General features: G+C 72.5%; 12 protein-coding genes. 4 read left to right on the top strand and 8 right to left on the bottom strand.

Annotated features, from left to right (window positions below; genetic code table 11):
• The first annotated feature begins 1 nt into the window (after position 1).
• A complete protein-coding gene (locus tag K7787_RS02635) occupies positions 2-1,216 on the top strand; it encodes an acyl-CoA dehydrogenase family protein (RefSeq protein WP_223000368.1) in 1,215 nt (404 codons plus the stop codon).
• 133 nt (positions 1,217-1,349) lie between these two features.
• Here the strand turns inward: K7787_RS02635 and K7787_RS02630 are convergent, their stop codons facing one another.
• From K7787_RS02630 to K7787_RS02620, 3 genes are read right to left on the bottom strand one after another with little or no spacing between them, the layout of a single operon-like run.
• Positions 1,350-1,943 (bottom strand): TetR/AcrR family transcriptional regulator, encoded by a 594-nt coding sequence (locus tag K7787_RS02630; protein WP_019986181.1) that lies wholly within the window; start codon positions 1,941-1,943, stop codon positions 1,350-1,352.
• 25 nt (positions 1,944-1,968) lie between these two features.
• Positions 1,969-3,663, bottom strand: a complete 1,695-nt coding sequence (locus K7787_RS02625; RefSeq protein ID WP_223000367.1) for a class I adenylate-forming enzyme family protein — start codon at positions 3,661-3,663, stop codon at positions 1,969-1,971.
• A complete protein-coding gene (locus K7787_RS02620; protein WP_009187786.1) occupies positions 3,660-4,424 on the bottom strand; it encodes an SDR family oxidoreductase in 765 nt (254 codons plus the stop codon). The genes K7787_RS02625 and K7787_RS02620 overlap by 4 nt, the downstream gene beginning before the upstream one ends.
• A gap of 183 nt (positions 4,425-4,607) precedes the next feature.
• Here K7787_RS02620 and K7787_RS02615 point away from each other — a divergent pair, with 183 nt between their 5' ends.
• On the top strand, positions 4,608-5,855 hold the full coding sequence (locus K7787_RS02615) for an exo-beta-N-acetylmuramidase NamZ family protein (RefSeq protein ID WP_223000366.1): 1,248 nt from the start codon (positions 4,608-4,610) through the stop codon (positions 5,853-5,855).
• Between the two features lie 437 nt (positions 5,856-6,292).
• Here K7787_RS02615 and K7787_RS02610 read toward each other — a convergent pair whose 3' ends face one another.
• On the bottom strand, positions 6,293-9,085 hold the full coding sequence (locus K7787_RS02610) for a penicillin acylase family protein (protein ID WP_223000365.1): 2,793 nt from the start codon (positions 9,083-9,085) through the stop codon (positions 6,293-6,295).
• Positions 9,086-9,362: 277 nt separating this feature from the next.
• Here K7787_RS02610 and K7787_RS02605 point away from each other — a divergent pair, with 277 nt between their 5' ends.
• On the top strand, positions 9,363-9,965 hold the full coding sequence (locus tag K7787_RS02605; RefSeq protein ID WP_223000364.1) for a hypothetical protein: 603 nt from the start codon (positions 9,363-9,365) through the stop codon (positions 9,963-9,965).
• A 532-nt stretch (positions 9,966-10,497) separates the two neighbouring features.
• On the opposite strand, the gene soxR is transcribed toward K7787_RS02605, so the two are convergent.
• Positions 10,498-10,980 (bottom strand): redox-sensitive transcriptional activator SoxR, encoded by a 483-nt coding sequence (gene soxR / locus K7787_RS02600; RefSeq protein ID WP_009187790.1) that lies wholly within the window; start codon positions 10,978-10,980, stop codon positions 10,498-10,500.
• A gap of 112 nt (positions 10,981-11,092) precedes the next feature.
• Here soxR and K7787_RS02595 point away from each other — a divergent pair, with 112 nt between their 5' ends.
• Positions 11,093-11,554 (top strand): MaoC family dehydratase, encoded by a 462-nt coding sequence (locus K7787_RS02595; protein WP_223000363.1) that lies wholly within the window; start codon positions 11,093-11,095, stop codon positions 11,552-11,554.
• Between the two features lie 86 nt (positions 11,555-11,640).
• Here the strand turns inward: K7787_RS02595 and K7787_RS02590 are convergent, their stop codons facing one another.
• The 3 genes from K7787_RS02590 to K7787_RS02580 all read right to left on the bottom strand — a co-directional run bounded on the left by K7787_RS02590 (position 11,641) and on the right by K7787_RS02580 (position 13,914).
• Positions 11,641-12,282: a TetR/AcrR family transcriptional regulator gene (locus K7787_RS02590; RefSeq protein ID WP_019986188.1), complete on the bottom strand. Its 642-nt coding sequence runs from the start codon at positions 12,280-12,282 to the stop codon at positions 11,641-11,643.
• A 92-nt stretch (positions 12,283-12,374) separates the two neighbouring features.
• The gene (locus tag K7787_RS02585) at positions 12,375-12,662 is read right to left on the bottom strand and encodes a YiaA/YiaB family inner membrane protein (protein ID WP_009187793.1); all 288 of its coding nucleotides are present in this window, start codon (positions 12,660-12,662) and stop codon (positions 12,375-12,377) included.
• 100 nt (positions 12,663-12,762) lie between these two features.
• Positions 12,763-13,914 (bottom strand): acyl-CoA dehydrogenase family protein, encoded by a 1,152-nt coding sequence (locus K7787_RS02580; protein WP_223000362.1) that lies wholly within the window; start codon positions 13,912-13,914, stop codon positions 12,763-12,765.
• Positions 13,915-13,988: the final 74 nt, after the last annotated feature.

The following is a 13,988-nucleotide window of genomic DNA, read 5'->3' as shown; positions in this document are numbered from 1 at the left end:
CATGGACTTCGCGTTCGACGCACGCACCGAGGAACTGCGCGCCCGACTCCTCGCCTTCATGGACGAGTTCGTCTATCCGGCCGAGCAGGTGGCGCACGAGCAGCGCGCCCGGCTCGCCTCCCCGTGGGAGAACCCGCCGGTGGTGGAGGAGCTGAAGGCCGAGGCGCGCCGGCAGGGGCTGTGGAACCTGTTCCTGCCGGACGCCGAGCACGGCGCCGGGCTGACCAACCTCCAGTACGCCCCGCTGGCCGAGATCACCGGCCGTTCCCCGCAGTTGGCGCCCACCGCCACCAACTGCGCGGCCCCGGACACCGGGAACATGGAGGTGCTGGCCCAGTTCGGCGACGAGCGGCAGAAGAAGCAGTGGCTGCAGCCGCTGCTGGCCGGTGAGATCCGCTCGGCGTTCGCGATGACCGAGCCGGAGGTGGCCTCCTCGGACGCCACCAACATCACCACGCACATCGAGCGGGACGGCGACGAGTACGTCATCACCGGCCGCAAGTGGTACATCTCCGGGGCGATGCACCCGGACTGCGCCGTCTTCATCGTGATGGGCAAGACCGACCCGGACGGCGCCGACATCCGCCGTCAGCAGTCCATGGTGCTGGTGCCGCGCGACACGCCGGGCGTCACCGTCAAGCGGGCCATGCAGGTGTTCGGGTACGAGGACCACTACCACGGCGGGCACGCCGAGGTGGTCTTCGACCACGCGCGCGTGCCGGTTGCCAACCTGATCGGCGAGGAGGGCGGCGGCTTCGCCATCGCGCAGGCCCGCCTCGGTCCGGGCCGCATCCACCACTGCATGCGGCTGATCGGGATGGCCGAGCGGGCGATCGAGCTGATGTGCCGCCGGGCGGTGTCCCGTACGGCGTTCGGCAAGGCGCTGGCGCAGCAGGGCGTGGTGCAGAACTGGATCGCCGACGCCCGGGTCCAGATCGAGCAGCTGCGGCTGCTGGTGCTGAAGACGGCCTGGCTGATGGACACGGTCGGCAACCGGGGCGCGCACACCGAGATCCAGGCCATCAAGATCGCCACGCCGCGCGCGGTGGTCGCCATCCTGGACCGGGCGATCCAGCTGTACGGCGCGGGCGGCGTGAGCCAGGACTTCCCGCTGGCCGAGCTGTACGCGGGGGCGCGCACCCTGATGCTGGCCGACGGCCCGGACGAGGTGCACCAGCGGTCGCTGGCCCGCCGGGAGCTGAAGAAGTACCTGTAACAGCAGGTACAGCGCCTGTGACGGCAGGTATGTAAGGGGCGGTCGCCATGGCGGCCGCCCCTTACCCGTGTCCGTCAGGCCCATGGCCCCGCGTGCCCGTATCCGCCAGGCCCATGGCCCGCGCCGGGAACGTCTACGGCCGCAGCGCCCGCAGCAGCAGGTCGGCCAGGTGGTCGGCGACCTCCTGCGGGGTGAGCGGGCCGCCCGGGCGGTACCAGGTGGACAGGTGGTGGACCGAGCCGAAGTGGTAGTCCACCACCAGGTCGGCCGGGGTGGCCGTGGAGAAGACGCCCTGCTCCTGGCCCTCCTCGATGAGGGCGCGGAAGCGCTCGTGGTAGCGCCGGCGCTCGGCGCGCACCTGCTTGTTCTTCTCCGGGCTGAGGTGGTGCATGGAGCGGAAGAAGATCATCGCGTCGTCGAGGTTGTCGATCGTGGTGACCACGACGTCGGCGGCCGCGTCCCGCAGCCGCTTCTCCACCGGCTCGTCGGCGTTGGCGAAGGCGTCCAGCCGCTCCTGCTGGACGCGCAGCACGCGCGCGTACACCTCGTGCAGGAGGTCGTCCTTGGAACCGAAGTAGTGGTAGAGCGCGCCCTTGGTGACGCCGGCCGCCTCGACGATCTCCTGCACGGAGGTGCGGTCGTAGCCCCGCTCGGCGAAGAGCCGGGTGGCGGCGGCCAGGAGCCGCTGGGGAACCGGGGTCCCGGCCGGGTCCGTCGTCCTGGGCACTGCCGCCACCTGCCTTTCCGTGGACCTACCGGTCCTGCTGTTCGTGCTGACTTCCACGCGTACGGGAACGCAGTTCCCGACGGAGGATCTTCCCACTGGCCGTCTTCGGCAGCTCGGGCAGGATCTCCACCTGGCGCGGGTACTTGTAGGCGGCCAGTCTCTCCTTGCAGTACGCGGCCAGCTCGTCCGGGTCCGCGTGGGCGTCCGGGCGCAGGCTGATGTACGCCCTGACGGTCTCCCCGCGGTACCCGTCGGGCACCCCGACCACGGCCGCCTCGCGGACCGCGGGGTGGGTGTAGAGGACGTCCTCGACCTCGCGCGGCCACACCTTGAAGCCGGAGGCGTTGATCATGTCCTTCTTGCGGTCGACGACGTAGAGCCAGCCCCGCTCGTCCATGAAGCCGATGTCGCCGGTGCGCAGCTCGCCGCCGGGGAAGGTCTCGGCGGTGGCGTCGGGCCTGCGCCAGTAGCCGGGCACGACCTGCGGGCCGCTGACGACGATCTCGCCGGACTCGCCGAACGGCAGCTCCCGGCCCTCGTCGTCCACGATCCGCACCACGGTGTCCGGGCCCGGCACGCCCACCGCGAGAGTCCCGGAGACCGGGTCGACGGGCGCCTCCCGGCCGGGCGGCACGGAGGCGCAGGGCGCGGTGCACTCGGTGAGGCCGTAGCCGTTGCGGATGTACGGCCCGAAGCCGGCCCGGAACTTCTCCACCAGCGCGGGCGGCAGCGGCGCGCCGCCGGAGGAGATGACCGCGAAGGACGAGAAGTGGTCCGGGGTGACGGCGGGGTGGGCGGCCAGCGCCATGAAGGCGGTGGAGGGGCCGACCGTGTAGTGCGGCCGGTGCTCGGCGAACGCCTCCAGCACCACGCCCGGTTCGAAGCGGTACGCCAGCACCAGCGTGCCCGCGCTGTTCAGGCAGGCGCCGAACTGGCAGACCATGCCGGTGATGTGGAACAGCGGGGCCAGCGCGAAGTACACGGGCGCCTCGGGCAGTCCGAGTCCGGTGCGCTGCCGCTCGGCGTTGTACATGATGTTGCCGTGCGTGTTGGTGGCGCCCTTGGGGGTGCCGCTGGTGCCCGAGGTGTAGCTGATCAGGGCGATGCCGTCGGGCGCGGGATCGCGGTCGGCGGGCGCGGGGTGGCCGGCGCGGGCGACGGCGACCAGGTCGTCGGCGTCGGCGGCCTGCGGCAGCCGTTCGAAGGCGAGCACGCGCGCGTCGTCGCGGGTCTGCAGGTCGCGTTCGCAGCCGGTGAGCACGATCCGCACCGGCGAGCCGGCGGCCGTCTCGCGCAGATACGACTCCCAGGCGCGGTCCGAGCAGATCAGCGCGGCGACCTCGGCGTCGGCCAGGACGTGGGCGACCTCGGCCGACTTGTACATGGGGTTGACCGGCACGACGACCGCGCCGGCCTTCCAGGCGCCGAGGACGGCGAGCACGAAGTGCGGGGAGTTCTGGAGCAGGACCGCGACCCGCTCGCCGCGCTCCAGGCCGCGCGCGGCGAGGTGGCCGGCGACCGAGTCGCTCAGCTCGTCCACCTCGCGGTAGGTGAGGCGGGCGTCGAAGTAGGCGAGGAAGGCGCGGTCGGGGGCCTCGGCGGCCGAGCGGCGCAGGGCGTGCACGAGGGAGTCGGCCGGGTGGACCGGGGCGCGCTGGGCCTCGTCGAGCAGGTCCAGCCAGGGCTTGGCGGCGTAGCGGGAGGCGGGGGCGGCGGTCACCGGGTCTCCTCCCACTTGCGCTGGAGGTGGTTCATGCCGGTCAGCCAGCGGTCGGGGTCGGCGGCCCGGGCCTGGTAGAAGCCGGCGACCTCCGGGTGCGGCAGGATCAGGAAGCGGTCCTCCTCGATGCCCTTGAACAGGGCGTCGGCCACGTCCTCCGGTTCGATCGCGGTGGGCTGGAGCACCAGGTCGCCCGCGCTGCCGGTGGCGGCCAGCATGTCGGTGCGCACGCCCTGCGGGCAGATCGCGTGCACCTTGATCCCGCGGTGCCGGTACGTCAGCGACAGCCACTCGGCGAAGGCGTACGCGCCGTGCTTGGTGACGCTGTAGGGGGCGGCGCCGATCATGGTGAGCAGCCCGGCGGCGGAGACGGTGGAGACGAACCGGCCGGCGCCGCGCTCCAGCCAGTGCGGGAGCAGCGCCTCGGCGGCGCGGACGTGGGCCATGACGTTGACGTCCCAGGCCTGCGCCCAGACCTCCTCGCCGGCGGCCTCGGACCCGCCGGAGGCGAGGCCGGCGTTGGCGCAGTACACGTCGACGGCGCCGCCGAGGGCGTTCCGCGCCTCGTCGGCGATCGCGGAGGCGTCGCCCGGCAGCGCGATGCCGCCGATCTCCTCGGCGACGGCGGCGGCCCGTGCGGCGTCGAGGTCGTTGACGACGACCTTCGCGCCGCCGGCGGCGAACCGGCGGGCCAGCGCGGCCCCGATGCCGCCCCCGGCTCCGGTGACGACCACTCCCGCACCCTGAACGGCTTGCACCATCGGTCTCCTTCGACACGGCACGCTACGGCTCTGCCGCGCCACACTAACCGGTCGGTATGGAGTCCGGAAGGGGGGTTTCCGCCCGCTGCTCGATCATCGGGGCGGTCCGGCGCGTTCCCTGCCGTGCCGCCGCGCGCTAGCGTGCGTGAGCATGACACGTGCCGCGATCACGGAGGTCACCGTATGAAGCTGTCCCGACGGAGCCTGCTCGCCACGACGGCCGCGGTCGCGGCCGCCACCGTTCCGGCCGGGCAGGCCCGGGCGGCCGGGCGGGGCCGCGACCGGTCCCTGCGGACCGGTTTCGAGCGGCTGGCCGACAGCGGCTACCGCCTCCTGTCCGGTCAGCGCGTCGGCATCGTCACCAACCCGACCGGCGTCACCCGGGACGTGCGGCACATCGTGGACGTGATGCACGCCGACCGCCGGGTGGAGCTGACCGCCGTGTTCGGCCCCGAGCACGGCTTCCGCGGCACCGCGCAGGCCGGCGGCTCCGAGGGCCGCTACGACGACCCGGCCACCGGGCTGCCCGTGTACGACACGTATCTCAAGAGCGGGCAGCCGCTCGCCGACGTGTTCACCGCCTCCGGCGTGGACACGGTCGTCTTCGACATCCAGGACGCGGGCGCCCGCTTCTACACCTACATCTGGACCCTGTACGACTGCATGGAGGCCGCCGCGCTGGCCGGCAAGCGGTTCGTGGTGCTGGACCGGCCCAACCCGGTGACCGGGCGTCAGGCCCTCGGGCCGGTGCTGCACAAGGAGTTCGCCACCTTCGTCGGGCGGCAGCCGATCGCGCAGGCGCACGGCATGACGGTCGCGGAGCTGGCCCGGCTGTTCAACGGCGAGTTCCTGACCACGCCGGCGCCGCTGGAGACGGTCCTGATGACCGGCTGGCAGCGCTCCGACTTCTACGACGCCTCGGGCCTGCCCTGGGTGCCGCCGAGCCCGAACATGCCCACCCCCGACACCGCCCTCGTCTACTCCGGCACCTGCCTGTTCGAGGGCACCAACCTGTCGGAGGGCCGCGGCACCACCCGCCCCTTCGAACTCCTCGGCGCGCAGGGCCTCGACGGACGCTGGGCCGCCGCGGTGAACGCGCTCGGCCTGCCCGGGGTGCGGTTCCGCGAGGCGTACTTCGCGCCCACCTTCTCCAAGTTCCAGGGCACGACGGTCGGCGGGGTGCAGCTGCACGTCCACGACCGGGCCGCCTTCGACCCCGTACGCACCGGCGTCGCGCTGCTCGTCACCGCCAAGCGGGTCTGGGACGGCTTCGCCTGGCGGCCGGACGACTGGATCGACAAGCTCACCGGTTCGACACGGGTGCGCACGATGATCGACGCGGGGGCGGACACCGACGAGGTGGTGGCCGGGTGGAGCGAGGAGCTGGCCGCGTTCCGGAGGGTGCGCGAGGAGTACCTCGTCTACCGGTGAGGCGTGCGGCGCCCGGGCGCGCTCAGGTGAGCGGTTCGCCGGGTTTCGAGCGCCAAAGGGGAAGGTGGAGGCGGCTGGAGGTTCTGGCTTCCTCCTCGGAGGTGACCGGTCCCCGATCCTGGCCTCGGGCAGAACGAAGCTCTGCCGGGCGGTCGGCTGCAGGTCGGTCGAGACCCGCTTGCGGACCAGGTTCGCCATCGGGGCCTTCCGTACGGAGGACCGGATCCATCTGTCGTCAGGCTCACCGCCTGTCGTCGAACGACCCTTGCCGACCCCCGCTTGACGCATCGTGCGTCGTGACGGGGCGTGGCGCGGGTCAGTAGTACTGGGCCAGGCAGAATTCGTGTTCCTCGGGATCCGCCATCACTACGTACGGGCGGGGCCGGGCGGCACGCGGCGAGGACGGTGCCCGCCGCGCGCCGCCCGGCATCCGGCGGTCACCGGTGCGAGGTGTACTCCACCACCTGCTGGAAGGTGGGCCGGTTCTGCCAGCTGATCTTGCCGTGCTTGATGCCGCCCAGGGCGCGCTGGACGATCGAGTCGGCGCACCACTGGTCGCCCGCCGAGCACTGGTCGTCGCCGGGGTAGACCTGCGCGGCGGTCAGCCCGGCCGCCTGCTCGAGGGTGCCGAGCAGGCTGTCCCGGCAGGCGTTCAGGTCGCCGTTCCCGCAGAACTTGCGGGCCAGCGGCCCCTGCACGGACTCACCGAGCACCGCCCGGATATCCTTGTCGACATAGCTCCACCAGCCGTACTGGAAGGCGCTGCCGGCGTGCGAGCCGGTCGGACCGTGTCCGGCGGAGGGGGCCTCGTCGATCGGCAGGTTGGCGCCGATGGCGGTGTAGAGGTCGCTGCCGAGGCCCGGTTCGAACTCGGCCTTCACCAGCAGCGGCCACCAGGCGTCCAGGATGCGGATGGCGTCGGCGTTCGCGTACGTCTTGGAGCCGGCCGAGGTCTCGGTGCGCTGCGCGCCGGCCGCGACCCACGTCTTGAGCTTGGCGACCGCCGCGGCGGCCGTCGGGTCGGTGACCGCCGAGGTGTCGATCACCTTCAGCAGATCGGGCAGGACGTCCTCGGCGCGCAGGTCGGCGAGGGCGGCGTCCGCCATCGCCTTCGTCAGCGCGGAGCGGGTCACGCCGCCGGCCGCGACGAGCTTCTTGACCCGGTCATCCAGGAGGTTCCCGCGGTGCACCGAGCCCTCGCCCCAGGGCGCGGCGGCGTAGTCCTCGGCCTGTTTGTTGTTCCAGGAGATGTAGTAGTCCTGGTCGACCGAGTTGGGGTGGGCGGAGGCGGGGGTGTAGTCGGCGGTGTTGGCGGCCGGGTCCCAGCCCTGCCACTCGTACGCCGGCTGCGCCCACACCGGGAACTCGGCGTCCACGCCGCTCGCCCGCACCGGGTTGTCGCCGCTGTTGTAGTAGGCGGTGTGCCGGGAGTCGGCGTAGAACCAGTTGAAGGTGAAGTTGATGTGCTGCGCGGCCTTCTGGAAGTCGGCGGGACCCTTCACGTAGTCGGGGTCGTTGAGCATCTGGAAGCCGATGATGGAGTCGGCCTCGTGCAGGTAGGAGGAGCGCAGGGTGGTGTAGGCGACCTTCTTGCCGCCGACGGTGGCCCGGTACTGGACGGGGCCGTACTTGGTGCGCCACACGCGCATCGTGTAGGAGCCGGCCGCGGTGCCGTCGGCGACGGTGGGCTTCCAGGAGTTGGCCTGCTGCACCTGCTCCATGGCCGTGCAGGCGCCGTGGTACAGGTAGTGGTGGTCGTCCTGGCACAGTTCGACGGCGTAGGTGTCGATGATGTCCTGGCCGGAGGTGGTGGCGGACCACGAGTAGTCCTGGCCGCGGCCGAGTTCGACGTACATGCTCAGACCCGCGAAGGAGGCGCCGCGGGCGCTGATGCCGGGGCCCTGGATCTCCTGGAGCAGGAGCAGCTGGGGGGCGAAGTAGCCGGTCTGCGGGCCGAACACGGCGACGGGGTGGCCGCTGGCGGTGTGCGCGCCGCTGACGACGAGGGCGTTGGACATGCCGCGCTTGGCCGAGGACAGGGTGGACTTGGCGGCCGTGGTGGTGGCGCTCTTCGCGGCGCCGGTGGCCGCGCTGCCGGTGCGGTCGTAGACCAGGGGCTCGTCGGTCACCGAGCCGGCGTCGGGCAGCGCCTGGCCCTTGGGGTTCGCGGGCTTGGCGGCGTAGGGGAAGCTCTGGCCGTCGTGGAGGGTGAGGACGGCCTCGGGGTCGTTGCGCTCGCGGAAGGACTCCCAGACCTTGGTGCCCTCCTCGACCCCGTACTTGGCCTGCGCGGCCAGCAGGGAGAGGGCGTTGTTCACCTCGCCCCCGCCGCCCGAGCCGAAGAGGGAGCCGACCACGGAGGCCAGCGCGACCAGGTCGGTGACCTTGAAGTGGTCGATGGTGCCGGAGTTGGTGATGGCGTCCTTGTGGCCGGTCAGGACGTACTCGCCGGGGAAGTAGCGGCCGGGGTCGGCGGCGTCGATGTACGCGTTGATGCCGGCGAGGTAGGCGTTGACGTCGGCGAGGGTCTGCTGCCCGCGGTCGCCGGCCTTGGCGACGGCGCTGTCGATCTGGGCCTGGAGGTCGGCCTCGGTGTAGGGGGCGTTGCGGTAGAACTGCTGCTCGAGGCCCTGGTTGGCGGGGGCGCCGCCGGCGAAGGAGGTCAACTGGCCGCGGCCGACGTGCCGGAAGACGTCCATGAGCCACAGCCGGTCCTCGGCGGCGGCGTACCCGGCGCCGAACTCGGTGCCGTAGCGGGTGGTGCCGGTGATGTGCGGGACGCCGGTCTTCTTGTCGCGGACGATGGTGACGTCGCCGCGGCCGGCGGGCTTCTCGGTGGAGGCGACCTGTCCGGCGGGGACCCCGAACGAGGCGTCGTTGAAGAAGCTGTTGATCTTGTCGTCGGTGAGCGCCGGGTAGCCCTTGGCCAGGTTCGCGTACGGGCCGAGCTGGTCCTCGGCGTGGCTCGGCTGGGTGCCGAAGCCCTGGTTGAGGAGGATCTGGGCGAGGGTGGCGTTGCCGTTCTCGCCGGGCGGCAGGATGTCCGAGCACTGGCCGCCGCAGTAGTCGTCCGCGGCGGCCTTCGGGGCGGTGTCGGCGGCCATCGCTTGGGAAAAGGGCGACAAAAGACCGGCAATGAGGACGCATACGGATGCGGTCTTCAGGAACCCGGGGAATCTGCGGGGAGTTCTCACTTCGTTGAGCGCGTCATGTGGGGTGCGCCGTGGCATGGGCAGCTCCTCCCGATGGGGTCGGCCCGGAGGTTACCGCCGGTACACCCGACTTGGAAGATGAGCATGCGTCACTTTTTGAGGGGAGGACGTTCTCGCGGCGGACATGACGGTCAACAGGGGCGGAGTTATGGCAGACATCGGAAATCGGATGGAGCCGGATCGCCGGCCGGCACGTCTACTCGGCGACGCTCGTACGACGGCCGCGCGTGAAGGGCCGTGCGACGCCGCCGAAGTGACCGATGTACAGGTGCAGGTGTGACGGAGGTGCAGGGCGATGGCCGGTTTCCGGAGTCTGGCGAGACAGGTGAGGGACCCGCGGTGCGATCTGGCGCTGCGGCGTTATTCGCTGCGCAAGTGCCTGGAGCGGTTCGCTCCTTACGGGCACCGGGCGACCTGGGACCATCTGTGCTCCCGGGCCGGGTTCGGTCCCGAGGACAGGTCCCCCGACCCGGTGCGGCTCGTGGCCGCACTGGAGGAACTGGAGGAGGCGCGCTCGGTGTGGCTCGACTACGAGGCGTCCTTCGCGCGGCGGCGCAGGAGGGAGAAGCACGACGGGCTGCGCCGGCCGGGCAGCGTGGACGACTGGCACCGCCTGACCTGGGGCGGCTTCGGGGTGGCCTGGTGCGACGACCCGCGGGTGCATCCCGGTGAGCCGCTGGCGGAGGTGCTGCGCCAGCTGATCGCCGCGCTGGAACGCGAGCCGGGCGCGGCCTGCCCGGTGTGCGACGGCGAGCGCCTGGTCTGGCGCTACGGCCTGGACCACGAGCCGTCCTCGGGCCCGGTCTGCGCGGACTGCGGGATCCTGGTCCCGCGCCCGGTCCTCACCGACGAGGCCCTGGCCCACGCCAGGCGGGGACGACTGCTGGTGTCGGCCTGAGCGGGGACGACTGCTGGTGTCGGCCTGAGCGGGGTCGCCCCGGGCGGGCGCCTCACCGCGCGGCCGGCCCGCCCGCCGGGCGGGGCCCGGGGCGCGCGGCGGCGCTGTCCGCCGGGCGGGGTGCGGGGCGGGGCGGCCCCTCGCCGCGCGCCGATCCACCTGCCGGGCGGGCGCGCGGGGTGCGCCGGCCCGCGCCGCCCGCACGGGGACGCCGGCGCCGTACGGGCTCGGGGCGCCGGAGGCTCGGTGCGTCGGCGGGACGGGGGCCGTGCCGGGCTGGAGCCGGCGCACCCCGGGGAGCGCGGGCGAGGGCGGCGCACGGCGGTCGCGGGCGCGGGGGCGGCCCGGGGGCGGCTCGTGGGCTGCTTTTGGGCGCGGGAGTTCGGTCCGCACGAGTTTCGCGGTGTGAGCGGCGGGCTCGTCGGTCGGTGAACGGCGCGCCGTCGCGGGCGGGTCCCGAGGCCCACGCCGGTCCGGGGGCCGTGCCGGTCCGAGGCCCGTGCCGGTCCGGAGCCCGTGCCGCCCCGGGGCGCTACGCCGCGCCGCCGCCCTTCGTGCCGCGGCGTTCCACCATCAGGCGGGAGCCGGTGCGGTGCTCGCCGAAGGCGTCGTCCGGGTTGGACAGCACACAGGTGTCAAGGGAGAGGCAGCCGCAGCCGATGCAGTCGGTGAGGTGGTCGCGCAGCCGGTTCAACTGCCGGATGCGCTCGTCGAGTTCGGAGCGCCACCGCTCGGAGAGGCGGGCCCAGTCCTCCTTGGTGGGCGTGCGCTCCTCGGGGAGTTCGGCGAGCGCCTCGCGGATCGTGGCCAGCGGGATGCCGACGCGCTGCGCGGCCCGGACGAAGGCCACCCGGCGCAGGGTGTCGCGGGAGTAGCGGCGCTGGTTGCCGCTGGTGCGGCGGCTGCTGATCAGGCCCTTGGACTCGTAGAAGTGCAGGGCGGAGACGGCGGCGCCGCTGCGCGCGGCGACCTGGCCGACGGTCAGCTCGTGGATCTTGCCGGGAATCTGGGGCACCCGTCACAGCCTACCCACCGTGTCGCACCCGGCCGCCGTTGACAGGGGCCGCCGCCGCTAGCATGCTAAGCAGTTGCTTAGACAATGACGCGCGATGCGAGAGGCCGGGCACATGGCAGAGCCGAGGATCTTCACCTCCGTCGACGAGCTGAAGGCGGCGGTGGGCGAGCAGCTGGGGCACACCGAGTGGCTGGAGATCGACCAGAAGCGGATCGACCTGTTCGCGGAGGCGACCGGCGACCACCAGTGGATCCACGTGGACCCGGAGAAGGCCGCGGCGGGCCCGTTCGGCACCACCATCGCCCACGGCTATCTGACCCTGTCCCTGCTGCCCCTGTTCGGGCCGCAGCTGATCGCGGTCGAGGGCGTGAAGATGGGCGTCAACTACGGCACCAACAAGGTCCGCTTCCCCGCCCCCGTCCCGGTCGGCTCGCGGCTGCGCGCCACCGCCGTGATCACCGGCGTGGACGACGTGCAGGGCGGCGTCCAGGTGACCGTCGCCTTCACCGTGGAACGCGAGGGCGGCGACAAGCCGGTGTGCGTGGCGGAGTCGGTGTCCCGCTACTACCTCTGAGCACCGCCTCCGGGCGGCGCCCGCCGGGAGCCGGGCCGCCTCCGGAGGGCGCCGCCCCCGGACCGCCCCCCGGGGCGACTCGCGCCCTACCGCCGTCCCGCGCCCTCCGGCTTCGCGCCGACCATGCGGAGGACCAGGTCGGCGTAGAGGGCGCCGACCTCCTCCGGGGTGTAGGGGCCGTCGACGTTGAACCAGCGGGCCACGTCGATGCACAGGGAGAGCACGGCCAGCGTGGTGCCGTGCACGTCCAGCACGTCGAACTCGCCCGCGGCCACGCCCTCCTCGATGATCGCGCGCACCACGGCGTCCACCTGGCGGCGCAGCGCGAGGATCTCGGCGCGGGCGTCGGGGCCGAGCGAGTCCAGTTCGTACTGGACGACGCGCGCGGTGGTGCGCCCGCCGGCGTGCCAGCGGACGAAGGAGCTGACCGCGTCGGCGAGCCGGTCGGCCGCGCCGCCCTCGCCCCGGGCCGCGGTGCGCAGGATGTCCAGGGCCTTCTCGTGGCCGATCCGGCTGATGCGGTGGAGCAGCTCTTCCTTGGTCTTGTAGTGGATGTAGAGCGCGGCCGGGCTCATCCCGGCGCGGCCCGCGATGTCACGGGTGGTCGTCGCGTGGTAGCCCCGCTCGGCGAAGGCCTCCACGGCTGCCACCAGCAGCCTCCGGGCCGCGTCCGGGGTGACCTCGCCCCACGGCTGCGCGTCGCCGCCCGTCTCCTCCGCCGTACTCATCGCTCACTGGCCCCTCTCTGCGTCCGGGGCACCACCATACCGCCGAAGCTGAGCGGGCGCTTAGCGGAGCGGGCGGGGTCCGGACCCGGGCCTCACAGCTTCTCGAAGGGGTCGTGCTCGGCGAGCAGCTTCTCCAGCCGGGCCTGGTCGACCCGGCTGACGATCTGCCCGGCCTCCTGGCGGTCCCGGATCACCTTGGCGAGCGTGAAGGCGGAGGTGACCAGGTACAGCACGGCGATGGCGAGGAAGCCGCGGACCCAGGCGTCGGTGTCGAGCCGGAAGATGCCGACGGCGGTGGCCGCGAGGGCGATGGAGAAGGAGGCGACGGCCTGGCCGTAGAAGGCGGCCGTGCTCTGCTGCTTGACCGGTGTGTCACTCATGCCGACAGCATCGGCGGATGTGGCCGCGGCCACATCCGCCGTAATACTCAGTCCGGGTACTCAGACCGCGGCGCCGGACTCACCGGCGCACAGGGCGGGTTCAGAACGCGGAGACCCCCGTCAGCGCCCGCCCGATGACCAGCTTCTGGATCTGGCTGGTGCCTTCGTAGAGGGTCATCACCCGGGCGTCGCGCAGCAGCTTGCCCGCCGGGTACTCGTCGATGTAGCCGTAGCCGCCGAAGACCTGGAGGGCGTTGTTGGCGGCGCGCACGGCGGCCTCGGAGGCGAACAGCTTGGCCTTGGAGGACTCCACGGCGAAGGGCAGGCCGCGGTCGATCAGGTCGGCGACCCGCCAGGTCAGCAGCCGCGCGGCGTCCACGTCGACGGCGATGTCGCTGATCAGTTCCTGGACGAGCTGATGGTGGGCGATGGTCTTGCCGAACTGCTCGCGCTCGCCGGCGTAGCGGACCGCGGCGTCCAGGGCGGCCTGGGCTATCCCCACGCAGCCGGCCGCCACCGACATCCGGCCCTTGGCCAGTGCGGACATGGCGACCGCGAAGCCCTTGCCCTCCGGGGCCAGCATCGCGGAGGCCGGCACGCGCACGTCCTCCAGGACGAGTTCGGCGGTGGCCTGGCCGCGCAGGCCGAGCTTGCCGTGGATGGTGCGGCGGGTCAGGCCGGGGGTGTCGGCGGGGACGAGGAAGGCGGAGACGCCCTTGTGGCCGGGGGCGTCGGTGGAGCGGGCGAAGAGCAGGACGACGTCGGCCCAGGTGCCGTTGGTGATGAACATCTTGGCGCCGTTGATGACGTAGTCGTCGCCGTCGCGCACCGCCCGGGTGGCGAGGTTGCCCGCGTCGGAGCCGGTGCCGGGCTCGGTCAGGCCGAAGCAGCCGACGTACTCGCCGGAGGTCAGGCCCGGCAGCCAGCGGCGCTTCTGCTCCTCGTCGCCCCAGGCGGCGATGGTCTTGGCGACCAGGCCCAGGGAGACGGAGACGATGCCGCGCACGGAGGAGTCGCCGCGGCCGAGTTCCTCGGTGACCAGGCAGTAGGCGAGGTGGTCGCCGCCGGAGCCGCCGTACTCCTCGTCGACGGTGAGCCCGAGGAAGCCGACCTCGCCGAGCTTCTTCACGACGGCCCGGTCGACCTCCTCGGCGCGGTCCCAGGCGACGACGTGGGGGGTGATCTCCCGCTCGACGAAGTCCCGGGCGAGCTGCCGCACCGCGGTCTGCTCCTCGCTGAGGCCGAGGTTCATGACGGATCACCCCAAAGATGACAGATCTTGAAAGCCGTACATTTAAATTATCACTGCTAGTTTTACAGCGCAGC

It is taken from the genome of Streptomyces sennicomposti, assembly GCF_019890635.1.
GTDB classification, from domain to species: domain Bacteria; phylum Actinomycetota; class Actinomycetes; order Streptomycetales; family Streptomycetaceae; genus Streptomyces; species Streptomyces sennicomposti.
The sequence above is the reverse complement of the archived record's forward strand: the minus strand, read 5'-3'. Positions and strand labels throughout refer to the sequence as shown.

Coding starts and splice junctions, on each gene's coding strand:
- K7787_RS02635 (WP_223000368.1), top strand. CDS start 2: ATGGACTTCGCGTTCGACGCACGCACCGAGGAACTGCGCGCCCGACTC.
- K7787_RS02620 (WP_009187786.1), bottom strand. CDS start 4,424: ATGGTGCAAGCCGTTCAGGGTGCGGGAGTGGTCGTCACCGGAGCCGGG.
- K7787_RS02615 (WP_223000366.1), top strand. CDS start 4,608: ATGAAGCTGTCCCGACGGAGCCTGCTCGCCACGACGGCCGCGGTCGCG.
- K7787_RS02610 (WP_223000365.1), bottom strand. CDS start 9,085: ATGCCACGGCGCACCCCACATGACGCGCTCAACGAAGTGAGAACTCCC.
- K7787_RS02605 (WP_223000364.1), top strand. CDS start 9,363: ATGGCCGGTTTCCGGAGTCTGGCGAGACAGGTGAGGGACCCGCGGTGC.
- K7787_RS02595 (WP_223000363.1), top strand. CDS start 11,093: ATGGCAGAGCCGAGGATCTTCACCTCCGTCGACGAGCTGAAGGCGGCG.
- K7787_RS02590 (WP_019986188.1), bottom strand. CDS start 12,282: ATGAGTACGGCGGAGGAGACGGGCGGCGACGCGCAGCCGTGGGGCGAG.
- K7787_RS02585 (WP_009187793.1), bottom strand. CDS start 12,662: ATGAGTGACACACCGGTCAAGCAGCAGAGCACGGCCGCCTTCTACGGC.
- K7787_RS02580 (WP_223000362.1), bottom strand. CDS start 13,914: ATGAACCTCGGCCTCAGCGAGGAGCAGACCGCGGTGCGGCAGCTCGCC.